Raw genomic sequence first — 14506 nt, forward strand, 5'->3', positions numbered from 1 at the left:
CCTCATTTCACGTAGCGATCGGCCTACAACGTTCGCCGGAGAGCGCTTGGTCGGTCCGAACTGGTACATCGGTGCGTGCCCGGCCGCTATCTTGCTACACTAGGCCGCTATAATTCCCTTTTCAATCATTCATTTAGTCATAAAGCGCGAGTCCTCTCCCGGGCAACCGAGTTCTCGTTCCGCGATAAGCCGTTGCCGAGGTTCCGAACTCTTCTTTAACCATAGAAGGACGTGATCTTGAAGACATCCCTCGTAATAGCGTCGCTGCTGGCGGCTACGGCCTTCGCCGCATGCAGCAAGAGCAGCGATGAATCTGCGGCCCCCCCCGCGTCGGACGCGGCCGCCACTTCGAGCGCTGCTTCTCTCGAAGCGCCGCCCGCCGCTGCCGCCTCGGGTCCTGCCGCTGATGCTGCAGCTTCTGCTCCCGCCGCTGCTGCTCCTGCCCCTGTGCCCGCCGCTCCGGCCGGAGCTGGCGGACATGCAGGGTTACCGCAAGGCGCAAGCGATTAACGGCGATCGCGGTGGTGCGAACGGGAGAAAGGGACGCGATGATCGCATCCGCTTTCGCCATACCTGCGATCTGTCAGCCAGCGCTCCAAGGCGTCTTGCAGCGCGTGTACTCAAGTTGATAGAGAGTCGTATCTGGCGCTGTCGCGCCCGCTCCGGGCAATGCCGCAAGTCCCGAAACAAAGCGGTCAGCAGCTGAACGGACATTGCCTGCCCGGCACCCTTCGACCAGCACGATCCATGTCGGTATCCTGGTGCCCTCCGAACGCGCCTTCTTTTCCGCCGTTTCCACCTTGCTGATCGCTTCGTCTGCAAGGCACAGGTGCACGCCCGTGATACCGGGTAGGTCGACGAGGGGCGGCAGGACGCGCTGACGCAAACCCTTCACGACCTCTGCCCGTGCATCCGATGGCACGTCGAAGCGCACGGTCGTGAGATAGGCCCCCTGCCCAACGCCGTCCGAATAGGCGACGTGGCAGATCGAGCGTGCCACGCTCCGGAAAGAGGCAACGACCTGCTTGGTCCACGGCGTCGGCGTGTTCAGCCGAGAAAGGTAATCTTGCGCGCCAAGCACCTCGACGGTGTCGGCCTCGTAGAGATTGAAGTACTCGGGGCCTGCATCCAGTGCTATGAAGCGCCGCCCGCGCCTGAACCCGGGGATGCCGGCGCGTTCGGGCATGTGCTCGCGGTTGTGCCACTCGTAAAATTCGTCCTTCGCTTCCGGCAGCAGGTCATGCCAGATTGCGACGACGCCCGTTCCCGAAAGACTCATATCTCCTCCCTCTGATAAATCGAATCGTCTTGAAGCGCTGATGGATACTCGCCGCGGCCCCAGGCTGCGCCAAGCGCGTCCGCGTACTGGACAACCGTTTGTGTCTGCACACCGAGCCCGCTGCCGCCGAGCGTCATGGTGTCGCCTGCTTTCAGGAAGACAGGCGGCTTCTGACCGAGGCCCACGCCGGGAGGCGTGCCCGTAATGATCACATCGCCAGCCATCAATGGCATGAAACGGCTGAGATACGCCACGATGTGCGCGACGTTGAAGATCATGGTGCGTGTGTTGCCGGTCTGACGGCGAGTACCGTTCACGTCAAGCCAAAGGTCGAGCACCTGCGGATCGGGAACTTCGTCGCGTGTCAGCAGCCACGGACCCAGCGGAGCGAACGAAAATCCGCTTTTACCCTTGGTCCACTGCCCTTCGCGTTCGAGCTGATACGCGCGTTCCGAAACATCGTTTGCAAGGCAGTAACCCGCCACATGGTCCAGCGCATCGGCTTCGTCGACTTGCCACGCGGGTTTGCCGATTACGACGCCGAGTTCTACCTCCCAATCGAGCTTTTGTGCGTCTACGGGCAAGACGACCGGATCGTTGGGGCCGCTGATGGAGCCCGTATGCTTGTTGAACACCACAGGTTCCCGAGGGATCGGCGTGTCGGTTTCGGCAGCATGATCGGAGTAGTTCAGACCAATGCACACGAGATTACGGACATTGCCGATGCAGGCGCCGAGACGCGTCCCCGCATCAACGACGGGTAGACGATCCAGATCGAGTTCGCGCAGCCTTGCAAGGGCGACTGGCGTGATCGTCGTTCCATCGATGTCGTCCACGATGCCGGTCAGATCTCGGATCGCGCCGCTCGAATCGATAATACCGGGGTGCTCATGACCAGGCTGGCCAAAACGGACGAGACGCATGTAGTACTCCTAACAAGACAAAAAGGTAATCGGCAATGTGCCGAGCTCGCCGAAGCCGATATGCAACTCTCGACCCACTGGCAACTCGAGAACGCCCGCGTAAGACCCGGTGATCACAGCTTGGCCGGCATGCAGCCCGACGCCGCGGACGCGAAGGAAATTGGCGAGCCACACAATCGGCGCGAGCATGCCCCGATCGGGGTGGCGCCCCGTGAACGTGACCGCTTTTTCCCCGAGGCGAGCCAGACTGAGGTCGAATTCCACAGGGAGATCGGCCGGCGTGGCACCATCGGGTAAGCGAACGCGGGGTCCAACGACAAGGCCGGCATTGAACAGGCCGTCTGCCAGTAGTTCAGGGAACGACAGCCTTTCGGGATGCGAGTAACGACTGCCTAGCAATTCGAGCGCGAGGTGCGTGTTCCCAAGAGCGTCGAGCACTTCAGCTTCGCCATAAGCTTCGCGCCGCGGCGGCAGGTCGCGGTTCAGTAGACAGGCCAGTTCCGGCTCCGCCCTCACAGAGGCGCGCGCAGGCGCACTGATGCGACATACATCGCCTCGATGAATATCAACGTCATGGATCGGCGCTGCGATGACTTTGCCCGGCTGCGGAAGCGCACATTTCCATGCGACGATCCGCCGCCCTAGCTGATGGCTGACCTCTTGCTGGATTGCGAAACCGTCGTCCAGATTCGCGGGCAGCACCTCGACTGGCAGACCCTCTAGGAGCATGCCTTTTTGGCGCGCTGTCACAAGAATACTTGCTGCCTGTTCACGCCGACTGGCGATGGCCTCAGCGGCCTGCGGCGCGGCTGTCATATTCACGCCGCCTCGCTTACGTTCGCGCCAACGCTTTGACGCGGCCATACCGCACCCAGCTTCGAAGCCGCTTCTTTCAATAACGCGTGGAAGTCGTCGTAGCGCTCGGGCCGAACTCGCATCACCGGTCCAGCGATGCTCATCGTGCCGACCACCGTATTGTCGGCCAGCGATCGCACAGCCACCGCCAACGCGGCAACGCCCGGCTCCGCCTCCTCTACAACAAGCCCATAGCCGCGCTGTCGGGTGAGCTCCAGCTCGGGGATCAACTGTTCGACGCTGGCGATCGCTTTGGGCCCATATGCGCTGGCGGCGGCTTTTCCAAGTCCACCACGCAATGCACATTCGATCGCCACGTCGTTCGGCATCGACGCGAGCCACGCTTTCCCGTTCGCCGTTGCATGCAAGGTGATAGGGCTATCCATGGACGGCGAATACATGAGGCCCGGGGCTGCGCCTTGAGAGGACGCCAGCCACGCGAGCGTTCCTTCACTTGCGACGGTTAGCCGAACCAGCTCGCGGCACTGCGCCGCCACGTCATCGAGGATCGGCTGCACCAGGCCCGGCAAGCCGAGGCCATGCAAGTACCGCTGACCCAACAGGGAAAGCTTCAGGGTCAGACGATATTGCGACGTGCTTTCGTCTTGTTCAGCCCAGCCTTGCTCGCACAACTGTGCCAGTACTCGATGCGCGGGGCCTTTTTCCAGCTCGAGTTCGGCGGCGATGTCCGACATACGCATCCAGCGCGCCTCACGTGCGAGCAACTCGATCGCTTGGAGCGACCGGTCCACTGCTCCCTTGACAACTCTCATAATGTGGGTAACATCCTTCCTATTGGAACGATGTTACAACAATAAAAGAATGGCACCGGAAAGTCAATTACATGGAGACAGGCATGAACGCAAAAGCATCGGCCAAGCCCCACGGCAAGCGCCAGTCGAAGGTCGCAGCAGCCAGTGGTTGGATCGGCTCGGCGCTCGAGTACTACGACTTTTTCATCTACGCGACCGCGGCGTCATTGCTGTTCCCGCAACTCTTCTTTCCGTCCGGCAATCCAACGGTAGGCATCGTCGCGTCACTGGCCACCTTCGGCGTCGGCTACGTGGCCCGTCCGATAGGGGCGATGGTGCTCGGGCACGTCGGCGACCGTCATGGCCGCAAGACGGTGCTGATCTTCTGCATGCTCCTGATGGGTGCCGCAACGATGTGTGTCGGCCTCTTGCCCACCTACAAGCAGATCGGCATCTGGGCGCCCGTGCTGCTCGTCATCCTGCGGCTCATTCAGGGATTCGCGGTCGCGGGAGAGATGTCCGGCGCGAGCTCGATGATTCTCGAACATGCGCCGTTCGGACGACGCGGGTACTTTGCGAGCTTTACTCTCCAGGGGGTGCAGGCGGGGCAACTCCTCGCGGCAGCCGTCTTCTTGCCGCTCGCGCACTTCATGCCGAAGGATCAGTTTGCTGCCTGGGGGTGGCGCATCCCGTTCCTGCTGAGCATCGTCGTGATCATCGTGGGCTACATCATTCGGCGCGAGGTCGACGAGACGCCAGCTTTTGCGGAAGAGCAGGCACACGGAGAAGTTCCGCCTTCGCCGGTCGTCGAAGTCCTTCGCCAGAGTTGGGGCGACGTCTTGCGCGTTGTCGGCATGGCGCTTGCCGCGGTCACCGCGCTCCTCGCGACTGTGTTCGGCGCGACCTATGCAGTCCAGCCGGCGTACGGTATTGGGTTTCCTGCCAGCGTCTTTCTGTGGGTACCGGTCCTCGGCAACCTGTGCTCCGTAATACTGATCCCACTCGTCGGCAACCTCTCTGACAAGATCGGTCGCAGGCCCCCCGTTATCGTCGGCGTTGTCAGCTCCGGAATCTTCGCTTTCGGCTACCTGTACGCCATCAGCATTCATAGCATCTGGCTCTCACTCGTCTTCTCATTGCTCATGTGGGGCGTCGCTTACCAAGGCTTCAACGGCGTGTTCCCGAGTCTTTTCCCCGAACTGTTCCGCACGCGCGTGCGTGTCTGCGGCATGGCAATCGGACAAAACGTGGGGACGACTTTGTGTGCCCTGCTGCCGTCGCTTTTCGTCGCAGTCGCGCCCCCGGGGTCCTCCAACATCCCGTTGAAGATCGGCTGTCTCACCTTCGGCATTTGTCTCGTCGCCGCGTTTGCCGCGTTCACCACCCGAGAAACGTATCGCATTCGCCTTGCTGAGCTGGGAGACCGCAACGCGATTCCTGTACCCGAGGCCGAATATGAACGCCTGCGCAGTGAGGCCATCGCCGCGACGAGCAAGGATGTCGACGAACCGCAGTTTGCGAAAAAAGTGTTGCGGTCCTAACCCGCCGCCGGCCGCCTACTCGGCGTATCGACCGCGTTGGGTCAACGCAAGTTGGACGCCGCATGCAAACGTGCACTTCGTAGCGCTACGCCGTTTCGAATGTGCTTGAATTGACTTTCGTTTTACATTGAACATCAAGCCGCAATGGAACCCCATATCTCGGGCACGACGCGACTCTTTGGGTTGGTAGGCGACCCGCTCAGCACGGCGAAGTCGCCACGATTGTTGAACCAACTGTTTGTCGAACAGCGCGCCGACGCAGTTTGCGTTCCTTTCTGTATTAAGGCGGACGATCTATCCGCCTTCGTTACGGGCGCAAGAGCGATCGGCAATCTGTCCGGCATGCTGGTCACGATGCCTCATAAGCAACGAATGCTCACCTTCGTCGATGAGCTGACCTCGACTGCTCGCCAAGCCGGCGCGCTCAATGTCATCCGCTGCCAAGCAGATGGACGCTGGGTCGGCACGATATCCGATGGCGTCGGCTGCGTTCTTGGGATGGAATGGGAAGGTCACCATCCGGCGAATAAGTCGGTGCTTCTCGTCGGCGCAGGAGGCGCAGGTAGAGCGATCGCATTTGCCGTCGCTTCCGCAGGCGCTAGCAAGCTGACCATCTCCGATGTCGACGAGCACCGCGCCAACGATCTTGCGGCGTCTGTTGCCGCTGAAACCGGTTGTGCTACGCGTTCAGGGCCAGCGGATCCGCATGGCTTCGAGGTCGTGATCAATGCCACCCCGCTCGGCATGAACGCGAACGATGCCATGCCGGTCGACCCGCAGCGGCTCGAACCCGGCACCATCGTCGTAGACATCGTTAATACGCCCGAGCCGACGCCGCTTCTCCGAGCTGCTCAGGCACGTGAATGCCGTACCCAGGACGGCGGTCCAATGCACCAGGGACAGGCTTTGTACGCGCTGCGCTTTCTTGGGTTCGACTACCGCCCCGATGGCCGTCTGACAAGCAGCGAGAGCCTGAAATGAGCACCGAGGCAAAAGCGCACGAAGGAAAATATGTATGAAGGTCGCCTTGTTGGAGGCCAGTCATTGGCATGTCCCTCTGTATCTCGATGCGCTTGAAGCGCCCGGGATCGAGGTGGTTGCCCTGTCTGACGCGGAGCACGTGAAGGGCGAGGCGATTGCCGCACGATTCGGAAGCAAGTTGTACTCGTCCGCCTACGAGTTGCTTGAGCGCGAGGAGGTCGATTTCGCGTTTGTGTTCGGGCGGCATTCCGAAATGCCGGCGCTCGCCGAGGCCGTAATCGCGCGGAACATTCCGTTCGCGTTGGAAAAGCCGTGCGGCGTCAACATGTCCCAAGTCACCCGGCTTCGCACACTGACCGAGGAAGCGAATCTTTATTGCGCGGTGCCGCTGATCTTCCGGATGAGCGAGCTGCTCCGCTCACTCGAAGAAGCGGAGGGGCGCATACCATCAGACTTTAATTACATGTCGTTTCGCTTTATTGCCGGGCCGCCCAGTCGATACGAAGCCGCAGGCTCCGGTTGGGCAATCGACCCGGCATATTCCGGCGGCGGATCGACGATCAACCTGGCGACACACTTCATCGACTTGTTTAGATTGCTCACCGGCAAAGAGGTTGCCCGTGTCTCCGCCGTCATGAACTCGAGAACGCATGGAGGTGCCGTAGAAGATTATTCGCTGGTGACCATGCAAACCGAAGACGGCGTGATCGGCCTGGTGGAGACGGGATACAGCTTTCCCAGTACCGCCGACGAGCAGCGCGAATTTTCCTTCACTCTCGCTTCGGACCGCATGTACGCGAAGTCTGGTCCGGACCGAATCGAGATCCGCGACAGAAATAATCTTGCCGCGGGCACGCGCAGCCGCCGCCTTCAGCTTGAGACCGACGTCTACTATCCGTTGTTCGTCAAGCGCGTCCTCGCTGAAAGTCAGACTGGCGCAAAGCCGATTGCATCGTTGCGCGATGCGGAGCGGATGATGCAAGTCATGGATGCAGCCTACGCCTCGGCCCAACGAGGCGGAGTGTCTCTTCATCTATCTGCCTGACGATCTCGACGGTGCCCTCCCGAGCGGATCGCCGCTCAGCTCAGGTGGCATACGCCGACGGCGACGTAATGCCCGTCTGCGCAGCCACGCCGCCTGCGAAATTGCGAGATGATGCGTAGGGGCTGCACGCAGTCGAACCAGCACAGACGATCGGGAGGGACGTAATGACGATGTCGGAAAACCCAACGATCGCCCTCGTTGGGCCGGGTGCAATCGGCACGACCGTGGCGGCGGTCCTTCATGAGGTCGGACGAACACCGACCATTTGCGGCCGTTCAGCGCACGAACACCTCGAGCTCCGCTTCGACGGCGGTCGCATCGCGGTGCCGGGGCCTGTGCGAACCAATCCGGCTGAGGTCGAAAACACGTTCGACCTGGTTTTTGTCGCGGTGAAGTCAACACAGGTGGACGCGGCAGCGCCGTGGCTTTCTGCCCTGAGCGGTAACAGGACCGTTGTCTGGGATAACGGCTCGCATCGGCGCGGCGGTTCGACGTGCAATATCGGTCGTGCGACGAATGAACCGGCAGTCGCGCAAGAGAACATTTTTTGGCGCTCACCACAATATTTGCGCTCCTGAAACGTCTTCAGGCGCATGGAACCGCCACCCACCTCGTACCCGATGACCGACCGAGACAACGACATCACCGCAACGGTGGTGCGTGAGCGCACGAGGCTCGTCAATTTCATCCGGCGTCGAATACGCGACCCGGATGATGCCGAGGATATCTTGCAGGATGTCTTCCACGAATTCGTTCGGGCTTACAGGCTTCCTGCTCCGATTGAACAGGCTAGTGCGTGGCTTTTCCGTGCCGCACGCAACCGCATCATCGATCGCTTTCGCAAGAAAAGAGAGCAGCCACTGACTGATCCGTTCGAGGCCGAGGACGATGCCGATAGTGAGTATCGCCTCGACCTCGCGCTGCCAGCGCACGATGCGGGTCCCGAAGCGCTCTACGCTCGCGCTCTATTGCTCGAGGCCTTGCAGGATGCGCTCGATGAGTTGCCGCCGAATCAACGTGAGGTATTTATCGCCCACGAGCTTGACGGGCGCCCCTTCAAGGAAATGGTGGCGCAAAGCGGTGTGCCGCTCAATACGCTGCTCGCGCGCAAACGCTATGCGGTTCTGCATCTGCGCGCCCGACTGCAGGTCATTTATGACGAACTGGATATTTAGAGGAGTCAACGGATGAATTTCAGAATCAGATGTGCCGGTAAAGCGCTGCTTGGGGTCGTCGCCATTGGCGTGCTTGGGTGGGTCGTCATGACGCTATGGAATTGGGTGATTCCTGGCCTGTTCGTTGGCGCACGTGCGATCGACTTCGCCCATGCGTTGGGCTTGCTCGTTTTGAGCCGCATCCTCTTTGGCGGATTCCGCGGACACGGCGGCTGGCACGCACGGCGTCATTGGCGCAAATGGGAAGCGATGACGCCCGAGGAACGGGAGCATGTTCAGACACTGTGGCGCTCGCGCCATACGCAGCACACGGAGGATTGAACATGCCCCAGAACTCGATGCGCGGCTGCAAACAGGAGCCGGGCCGGATTGCGCCAGTCGTCGACCTGAAACGTTGCGAAGGGAAAGGCGATTGCCTGGAGGTCTGCCCGGAGAATGTGTTCGAGGTCCGGCGTATCGATGAGGCCGATTATCTCAGCCTCGATTTGATGCATCGCCTCAAGCTACGCGTGCATGGAATGAAAGTCGCCTACACGCCGAACGCACATGCCTGCCGCTCCTGCGGTCTTTGCGTGACGGCATGCCCTGAACGCGCGATCAAGCTCGCCAAAACAGCATAGCATTACACGTTTTCGCGGATGCCAGAGCCTGTTTAACGAGCCGTCTTCGGGGTGAAATGGATCCATCACGGCGACGATGCCGAGGCTCGGTGTCCGCCGCGCCCACTAGAAAGTCAACACCACCCTGCCCGGCACGCGTAGCCCTCCCTCGACTGCCGCAACCGTCTCCACGGCCTGCGAAAATGCCCTTTCGAGTCCGATGGTGGGTTTCAAAATGCCTTGCGCCGCGAGTTCAGCGATTGCGGCGAGATGTCGGGTCGCCATCGTGGCAAACACCAATTTGTAGCGGCGCGTCAGCAGGCCGCGCAAAAGCCGCCGCGGTGTCGGATTGATGTCCGCGAAGACGCCTCCCCGATTGAGCATTGACAGACCGAGCCCCAGGTTCAGCGTGCCCGCAGTATCGAAAATCACATCGAATGGTCCGGCAGCACCCCACGCACTCGCATCGGTATAGTCGAAGACCGACTCCAGGCCCGCCGCACGAGCACGCTCCATCGACGCTTGGCTACACGTGCCCGCCACTCGCGCACCTCGAGCGATAGCCAGTTGCACCGCCATTAGGCCGACTGCCCCGGTGCATCCGTTGATCAGCACGCGGGTACCGCGCGACACCCGCCCCTTCAGCAGCAGCGCCGCCCATGCCGTCGCACAGGGGATCGGCAGACACGCCGCTGCTTCGAACGAAAGTTGCGAGGGCTTCTTCACGAGATTGCCCTCAGCCGTGACCAGCACCTCGGCGAACGCCCCGGGATGTTTGATCGCCATGGTGCCCAGCACTTCATCGCCCACGCGGAAGGCGGCAACGCCCTCGCCCAGCGCGACGACAACGCCCGAAAAGTCGGACCCCATGCCCTTGGGAAATCGCCTATCCATGACGAGCCGCATGGCGCCTTCGCGTTGCTTCCAGTCCAGCGGATTGATGGCTGCGGCCCTCACACGAACAGCCACTTGCCCCGCCCGAGGCTGCGGCACGGCGCATCGCCCGATGTGCATCGTGTCGGCGTTGCCGTAGCGATCGAATTGAAGTCGATTCATGCATACCTCTAAATTTGCACTGAGTGCATTACAATAATTCACTAAGTGCAATATTGCAAGCGATGCAGGCCGTCTGCTACGATGGCGCCTATGCAGACCAAAACTGTCGAACCGAACGAATGGCAGCCGGAGGGGCTGCGTGAAAGCAAGCGCCGCGATACCCTGCAGCGGATTACGCAGGTCGGGCTCGATCTTTTTCTCGCCGCCGGTTACGAAGCGACCACGCTCGACGACATTGCCGCTGCCGCTGGCATCTCCCGGCGCACCTTTTTCCACTACTTCAAATCGAAAGACGAAATACTGCTCGCGTGGCAGACGGGAATGGGCGACGCGGTGCGCGACGCCGTGCTGGAGGCTTCGACGGATCAATCGCCGCTAGAGGCGTTGTGCGGCGCCCTTCGGAAGCTGGCTTCGTATTTCGACACGGACACCGCGATCGGCATCGCCCAAGTGCTTCGCTCGAGCGACCAGTTGCGCGCCGCCAATCAAGCGAAGTACACACACATCGAGCACTCCGCATTCGAGTCGCTGTGTCGGCTCTGGCCGGGCCGTAGCCGGCGCGGACCGCTTAGAATGGCAGCCATGGCCGGCGTCGGCGCGTTCCGGGTGGCGATCGACGAATGGATCGACGAAGGCGGAAAGGGAGCGTTGACCAAGCGCATCGAGAAGGCGTTCGATGACTTGCGCTCTGCGCTTCGCGCTGGTTAGCGCGCCTGCGATGAAGCGAATGAGGCAATCTGTTCGGAGTAAGCGCGTCGAGTGACGCACGCGCCCTGCCCGGACAGCGGCGGCCTTACTTCGCCACCGCGAGCCCGACGTACTCGTTCGTGTACGTCCTGCTCAGGTCGATATGTTTGCCCTTGACCGCGGGATTGATCGTCGAGAGGACTCGAAGAACGTTCTCCGGTCCACCCGTCGGCATCTTGCCATCGGCTGTGTACATCGACATCGTCGATTTCAAGGCCCGTACATACAGTGCCTTGTCGCCGCCGTAGTAGTCCTTCGGCATTTTGTCCGCAATCTCTTCCGCGGAATGAGAATGGATGTATTGCATCGTTCGGACCATCGCGCGCGCCAATGCCGCCGCCTGCTGCTGATGCGATGCCAACCAGCGCGCATCCACGTATAAGCCCGTGAATGGATAAATCCCGCCGAGCGCTTCGCGGGTTCCGTCCACCGTACGCAAATCGACCATGACGGAAGCGTCGCCCTGTTCAAGCAATCGCGATACCGTGGGCTCTGTCGTCATGCCCGCATCGATGCGGTGCTGACGAACAGCGGCGATGAACGAGTTGTCAGCGCCAACTGGCAGCGTCGAATACTGCTGTTGTACGACACCGCTTTTCAGCGCCATGTATCGCGTCAGGAAGTCTGTCGACGATCCCAAACCCGTGACGCCCAGTGTCTTACCCTTTGCATCGGCCATGCTCTTCATCGGTGAGGACTTCGACACGACCTCCACCTCGCCCGGAACCTGGAGGAAGGTCACGATCGACCGCACTTCCTTGCCTTTGCTCTGCAGGTCGATCGTATGGTCATAGGCGCCTGCAACGGCTTGCACCGCGCCGGAGAGCAACTCGTTTTCGGCATCGACGCCCGACGGTTGTGAAAGAAGTTCCACATTGAGTTTCTCGTCCTTAAAATAGCCCAATTGATCTGCAAGCTTCACGGGCAAATAGATGAACTTCGAGATGCCCCCCACCATGATGGAAAGAGGTTGTGCATCATCCGCCCGGGCGTTGCCCAGCGCGAGCGCACTCAACAGCGCGGCGGCAATGCAAAACACACGCTTCTTTGATTGCTTCATCATTTTTTGTCTCTGTTAGTGACTGTGATTGGCAACGGCGCCGGTGGTCTCGACCGTGTTCCGCTCGTCAACGCGGATAAAGAACGTCATCAGGAACGAGGCAACCAGCAATGCAGCGAGGAACAGCAGCCCATGGGTTGCGCTGTGCCCCGAGCCCTTGATGTAGCCGATCGCAAACGGTCCGACGAAGCCGCCCAGATTCCCGACGGAATTGATGACTGCGATCGACACCGCCGCTGTGGAACGGGTAAGAAACAGCGTCGGCAGCGCCCAGAACGGTGACTTGAATGCGTAGAGCCCCGCGAGGCTCAGGCTGATCATCGTGATGGACACGTACGGATTCGTCGACAGCCCCGCGCCCAGCAATGCCACCGCGGAGACCGCCAGGGGAATGGCCGAATGCAGACGCCGCTCGTTGCGGCGGTCCGAACTGCGCGACCACCAGACCATGACGATCGTCGCGAACAAGTACGGCACGATGGCAATGAGCCCGACCTCCGTGTGACTGAGCGACTTCGAAAAACCTTTGATGATCTGCGGCATCCAGTACCCGACGCCAAGACTGCCGCATTGATAAACGAAGTAGATGAACGACAGGTACAGAACTTTCGGATTGGCCATCGCCTTCAGCGAACCGAAATGCTTGGCGTTTGGACATGCCTTTCTATCGTTTTCCAACTCGTTCAGCAGCCAGTCCCGCTCTTTCGGCTCGAGCCATTTCGCGTCTTGCGGACGGTTCGTTAGGTACGTAAAACACATGAAACCGCCGATCAAGGCCGGCACGCCTTCGAGCACCAACATCCATCGCCACCCGCTCCAGGCGAACCAATGAACGTTGTCCATGACCCATGTGCTCAACGGAGCGCCGATTACGTACGAGATCGGAATTGCCGCCGTAAACAGGGCAACCGTCGTCGCGAGTTCTTTGGCGCGGAACCAATACGTCAGATAAACGATGATGCCTGGAAAGAAGCCCGCCTCGGCCACGCCCAGCAAAAAGCGCAAGACATAGAGCTGATTCGCACTCTGTACAAATGCCGAAGCGATCGACACGATGCCCCACGTGATGAGGATTCGCGCGATCCAAACGCGAGCGCCGTACTTGTTCAGCAGCACGTTGCTGGGCACCTCGAACAGGAAGTATCCAATGAAGAAGATGCCCGAGGCGAAGCCGAAGGCTTCGCTGCTCAGCGCGAGCTCCGTGTTCATTTGCAGTGCCGCGTAGCCGATGTTGGCGCGATCCAGATACGAAACGATATAGAGAACGAAGACGAACGGAATAATTCGCCACCCGATTTTGCGCACGGTGGCTCGTTCGTCGATGGCAGTCATTGCATGCATATGTGTCTCCGCCGGCGGATGCCGCCGGCCGCTTTGGAACAAGTATTCGGAATTACGCCTGGTGCTGCGAGAACACCATGCATACGGGACTACCCGATTCGATAGAAAACCCGGTCGGCTCGAGTTGGCCCGTCGTTGAATCGATCGAAAACGCGACGATGCTGTCGCTGTCTTCGTTCAACGCATACATGTACCGGCCGTCGGGCGTACAGGTCATGAACCGCGGCGTGCGGCCGCCCGTCGGTTGGGCACCGCTAAACTTCAGATGGCCAGTGGATCGATCGATCCGGAACACGGCGATGCTGTCGCATCCTCGATTCGACGCATAAACAAAGCGTCCCGCACGATCGACCTCGATTTCAGAGGCACGGCTGTTGCCCGTGAACGTATCCGGCAGCGAGGACACGACCTGCAACGGTGTCAGCGCCCCGCTTTCATGCGCATAGTGGTATGCCGTAACGGTCGAATCCAGCTCGTTGACGACATACATAAACGCGCCGTTCGGATGAAATGCCGCGTGTCGCGGTCCGGCGGATTCCCGCGATGCGACGAACGCAGGCGTGGCCGGCCTCAACCGCCCATCCTCGAAACGAAACGAAAAGATGCGGTCCAGACCTTTGTCCGGAACGATCACGAACTTGCCGGTGGGATCGAATCGATTGAAGTGCGGCTTGGCCTGTTGCTGCTCGACACGATGAGGGCCGACGGGACCTTCGAGACGAACAAGCTGCATCACTTCCCGCAGCGATCCGTCGGCCGCAATCGGCAGCACTGCCAAGCTTGCGCCGATGTGATTGGAAACCACGATATAGCGACCTGACGGGTCGATAGCGAGGTGGACCGGATTCTTGCCCTGGCTGCTTTGCCGGTTCAAAAACGTGAGTTCACCCGACGCTTTGTCCACACCGAACGCACTGATGTCGCTTTGATCGCCATGCACGGCGTAGAGTCGCTCGCCATTCGCGCTGATGGCAAGAAACGATGGATTGACAAGGTTCCTCAAGAGTTGGACGCGTTCGAGCGCCCCCGTCTCGGCGTCGACCCGATAGACGCTGATGCCCTCGCCTCGGGCGTTTCGCTCGCGGGTCGTACGCGAGCCGACGTAAGCAAACATGGATGTCCTTCCTTTCGTACGCGTCCCGGGTTTGCACT

At 60.5% G+C, this 14506-nt stretch carries 15 protein-coding genes and 1 pseudogene; 8 read left to right on the top strand and 8 right to left on the bottom strand.

Going from position 1 to position 14506, the window contains the following annotated elements; all coding sequences use genetic code 11:
- Nucleotides 1–583: 583 nt before the first annotated feature.
- From ACR9ZC_RS18495 to ACR9ZC_RS18510, 4 genes are read right to left on the bottom strand one after another with little or no spacing between them, the layout of a single operon-like run.
- Nucleotides 584–1279, bottom strand: a complete 696-nt coding sequence (locus ACR9ZC_RS18495) for a hypothetical protein (protein WP_481581399.1) — start codon at nucleotides 1277–1279, stop codon at nucleotides 584–586.
- A complete protein-coding gene (locus ACR9ZC_RS18500; RefSeq protein ID WP_481581400.1) occupies nucleotides 1276–2202 on the bottom strand; it encodes a fumarylacetoacetate hydrolase family protein in 927 nt (308 codons plus the stop codon). The genes ACR9ZC_RS18495 and ACR9ZC_RS18500 overlap by 4 nt, the downstream gene beginning before the upstream one ends.
- A 9-nt stretch (nucleotides 2203–2211) precedes the next feature.
- On the bottom strand, nucleotides 2212–3018 hold the full coding sequence (locus tag ACR9ZC_RS18505; RefSeq protein ID WP_481582711.1) for a 2-keto-4-pentenoate hydratase: 807 nt from the start codon (nucleotides 3016–3018) through the stop codon (nucleotides 2212–2214).
- Between the two features lie 2 nt (nucleotides 3019–3020).
- A complete protein-coding gene (locus tag ACR9ZC_RS18510; protein ID WP_481581401.1) occupies nucleotides 3021–3830 on the bottom strand; it encodes an IclR family transcriptional regulator in 810 nt (269 codons plus the stop codon).
- A gap of 83 nt (nucleotides 3831–3913) precedes the next feature.
- Between ACR9ZC_RS18510 and ACR9ZC_RS18515 the strand changes: the two genes are divergently transcribed.
- The 7 genes and pseudogenes from ACR9ZC_RS18515 (at nucleotide 3914) to ACR9ZC_RS18545 (ending at nucleotide 9171) form a co-directional block, all read left to right on the top strand.
- Nucleotides 3914–5350 carry an MFS transporter gene (locus ACR9ZC_RS18515; protein WP_481581402.1) on the top strand — a complete coding sequence of 479 codons (1437 nt, stop codon included), beginning with the start codon at nucleotides 3914–3916 and terminating at the stop codon, nucleotides 5348–5350.
- 144 nt (nucleotides 5351–5494) lie between these two features.
- Complete coding sequence (locus ACR9ZC_RS18520; protein WP_481581403.1) at nucleotides 5495–6331, top strand: shikimate dehydrogenase family protein; 837 nt, start codon at nucleotides 5495–5497, stop codon at nucleotides 6329–6331.
- 34 nt (nucleotides 6332–6365) lie between these two features.
- A complete protein-coding gene (locus ACR9ZC_RS18525) occupies nucleotides 6366–7376 on the top strand; it encodes a Gfo/Idh/MocA family protein (RefSeq protein ID WP_481581404.1) in 1011 nt (336 codons plus the stop codon).
- A 164-nt stretch (nucleotides 7377–7540) separates the two neighbouring features.
- Nucleotides 7541–7834, top strand: a pseudogene (locus tag ACR9ZC_RS18530) (2-dehydropantoate 2-reductase N-terminal domain-containing protein); the annotation flags it as partial.
- Nucleotides 7835–7969: 135 nt separating this feature from the next.
- Nucleotides 7970–8551, top strand: coding sequence for an RNA polymerase sigma factor (locus ACR9ZC_RS18535; protein ID WP_481581405.1), 582 nt, complete (start codon nucleotides 7970–7972; stop codon nucleotides 8549–8551).
- A gap of 12 nt (nucleotides 8552–8563) precedes the next feature.
- Nucleotides 8564–8872 (top strand): hypothetical protein, encoded by a 309-nt coding sequence (locus ACR9ZC_RS18540; RefSeq protein WP_481581406.1) that lies wholly within the window; start codon nucleotides 8564–8566, stop codon nucleotides 8870–8872.
- A gap of 2 nt (nucleotides 8873–8874) precedes the next feature.
- Nucleotides 8875–9171, top strand: coding sequence for a 4Fe-4S binding protein (locus tag ACR9ZC_RS18545; protein ID WP_481581407.1), 297 nt, complete (start codon nucleotides 8875–8877; stop codon nucleotides 9169–9171).
- A 105-nt stretch (nucleotides 9172–9276) separates the two neighbouring features.
- On the opposite strand, the gene ACR9ZC_RS18550 is transcribed toward ACR9ZC_RS18545, so the two are convergent.
- The gene (locus ACR9ZC_RS18550) at nucleotides 9277–10206 is read right to left on the bottom strand and encodes an NAD(P)-dependent alcohol dehydrogenase (RefSeq protein WP_481581408.1); all 930 of its coding nucleotides are present in this window, start codon (nucleotides 10204–10206) and stop codon (nucleotides 9277–9279) included.
- Between the two features lie 90 nt (nucleotides 10207–10296).
- Between ACR9ZC_RS18550 and ACR9ZC_RS18555 the strand changes: the two genes are divergently transcribed.
- Entirely contained in the window at nucleotides 10297–10914 is a 618-nt protein-coding gene (locus tag ACR9ZC_RS18555) for a TetR/AcrR family transcriptional regulator (protein WP_481581409.1), read from the top strand.
- Between the two features lie 85 nt (nucleotides 10915–10999).
- On the opposite strand, the gene ACR9ZC_RS18560 is transcribed toward ACR9ZC_RS18555, so the two are convergent.
- The 3 genes from ACR9ZC_RS18560 to ACR9ZC_RS18570 are packed head-to-tail and all read right to left on the bottom strand — an operon-like array spanning nucleotide 11000 to nucleotide 14468.
- Nucleotides 11000–12016, bottom strand: a complete 1017-nt coding sequence (locus tag ACR9ZC_RS18560; RefSeq protein WP_481581410.1) for an ABC transporter substrate-binding protein — start codon at nucleotides 12014–12016, stop codon at nucleotides 11000–11002.
- A 12-nt stretch (nucleotides 12017–12028) separates the two neighbouring features.
- Nucleotides 12029–13354: an MFS transporter gene (locus ACR9ZC_RS18565; protein WP_481581411.1), complete on the bottom strand. Its 1326-nt coding sequence runs from the start codon at nucleotides 13352–13354 to the stop codon at nucleotides 12029–12031.
- A 52-nt stretch (nucleotides 13355–13406) separates the two neighbouring features.
- Nucleotides 13407–14468, bottom strand: coding sequence for a lactonase family protein (locus ACR9ZC_RS18570; RefSeq protein WP_481581412.1), 1062 nt, complete (start codon nucleotides 14466–14468; stop codon nucleotides 13407–13409).
- Nucleotides 14469–14506 lie beyond the last annotated feature (38 nt).

Source organism: Trinickia sp. HAY1-2D, from assembly GCF_056754935.1.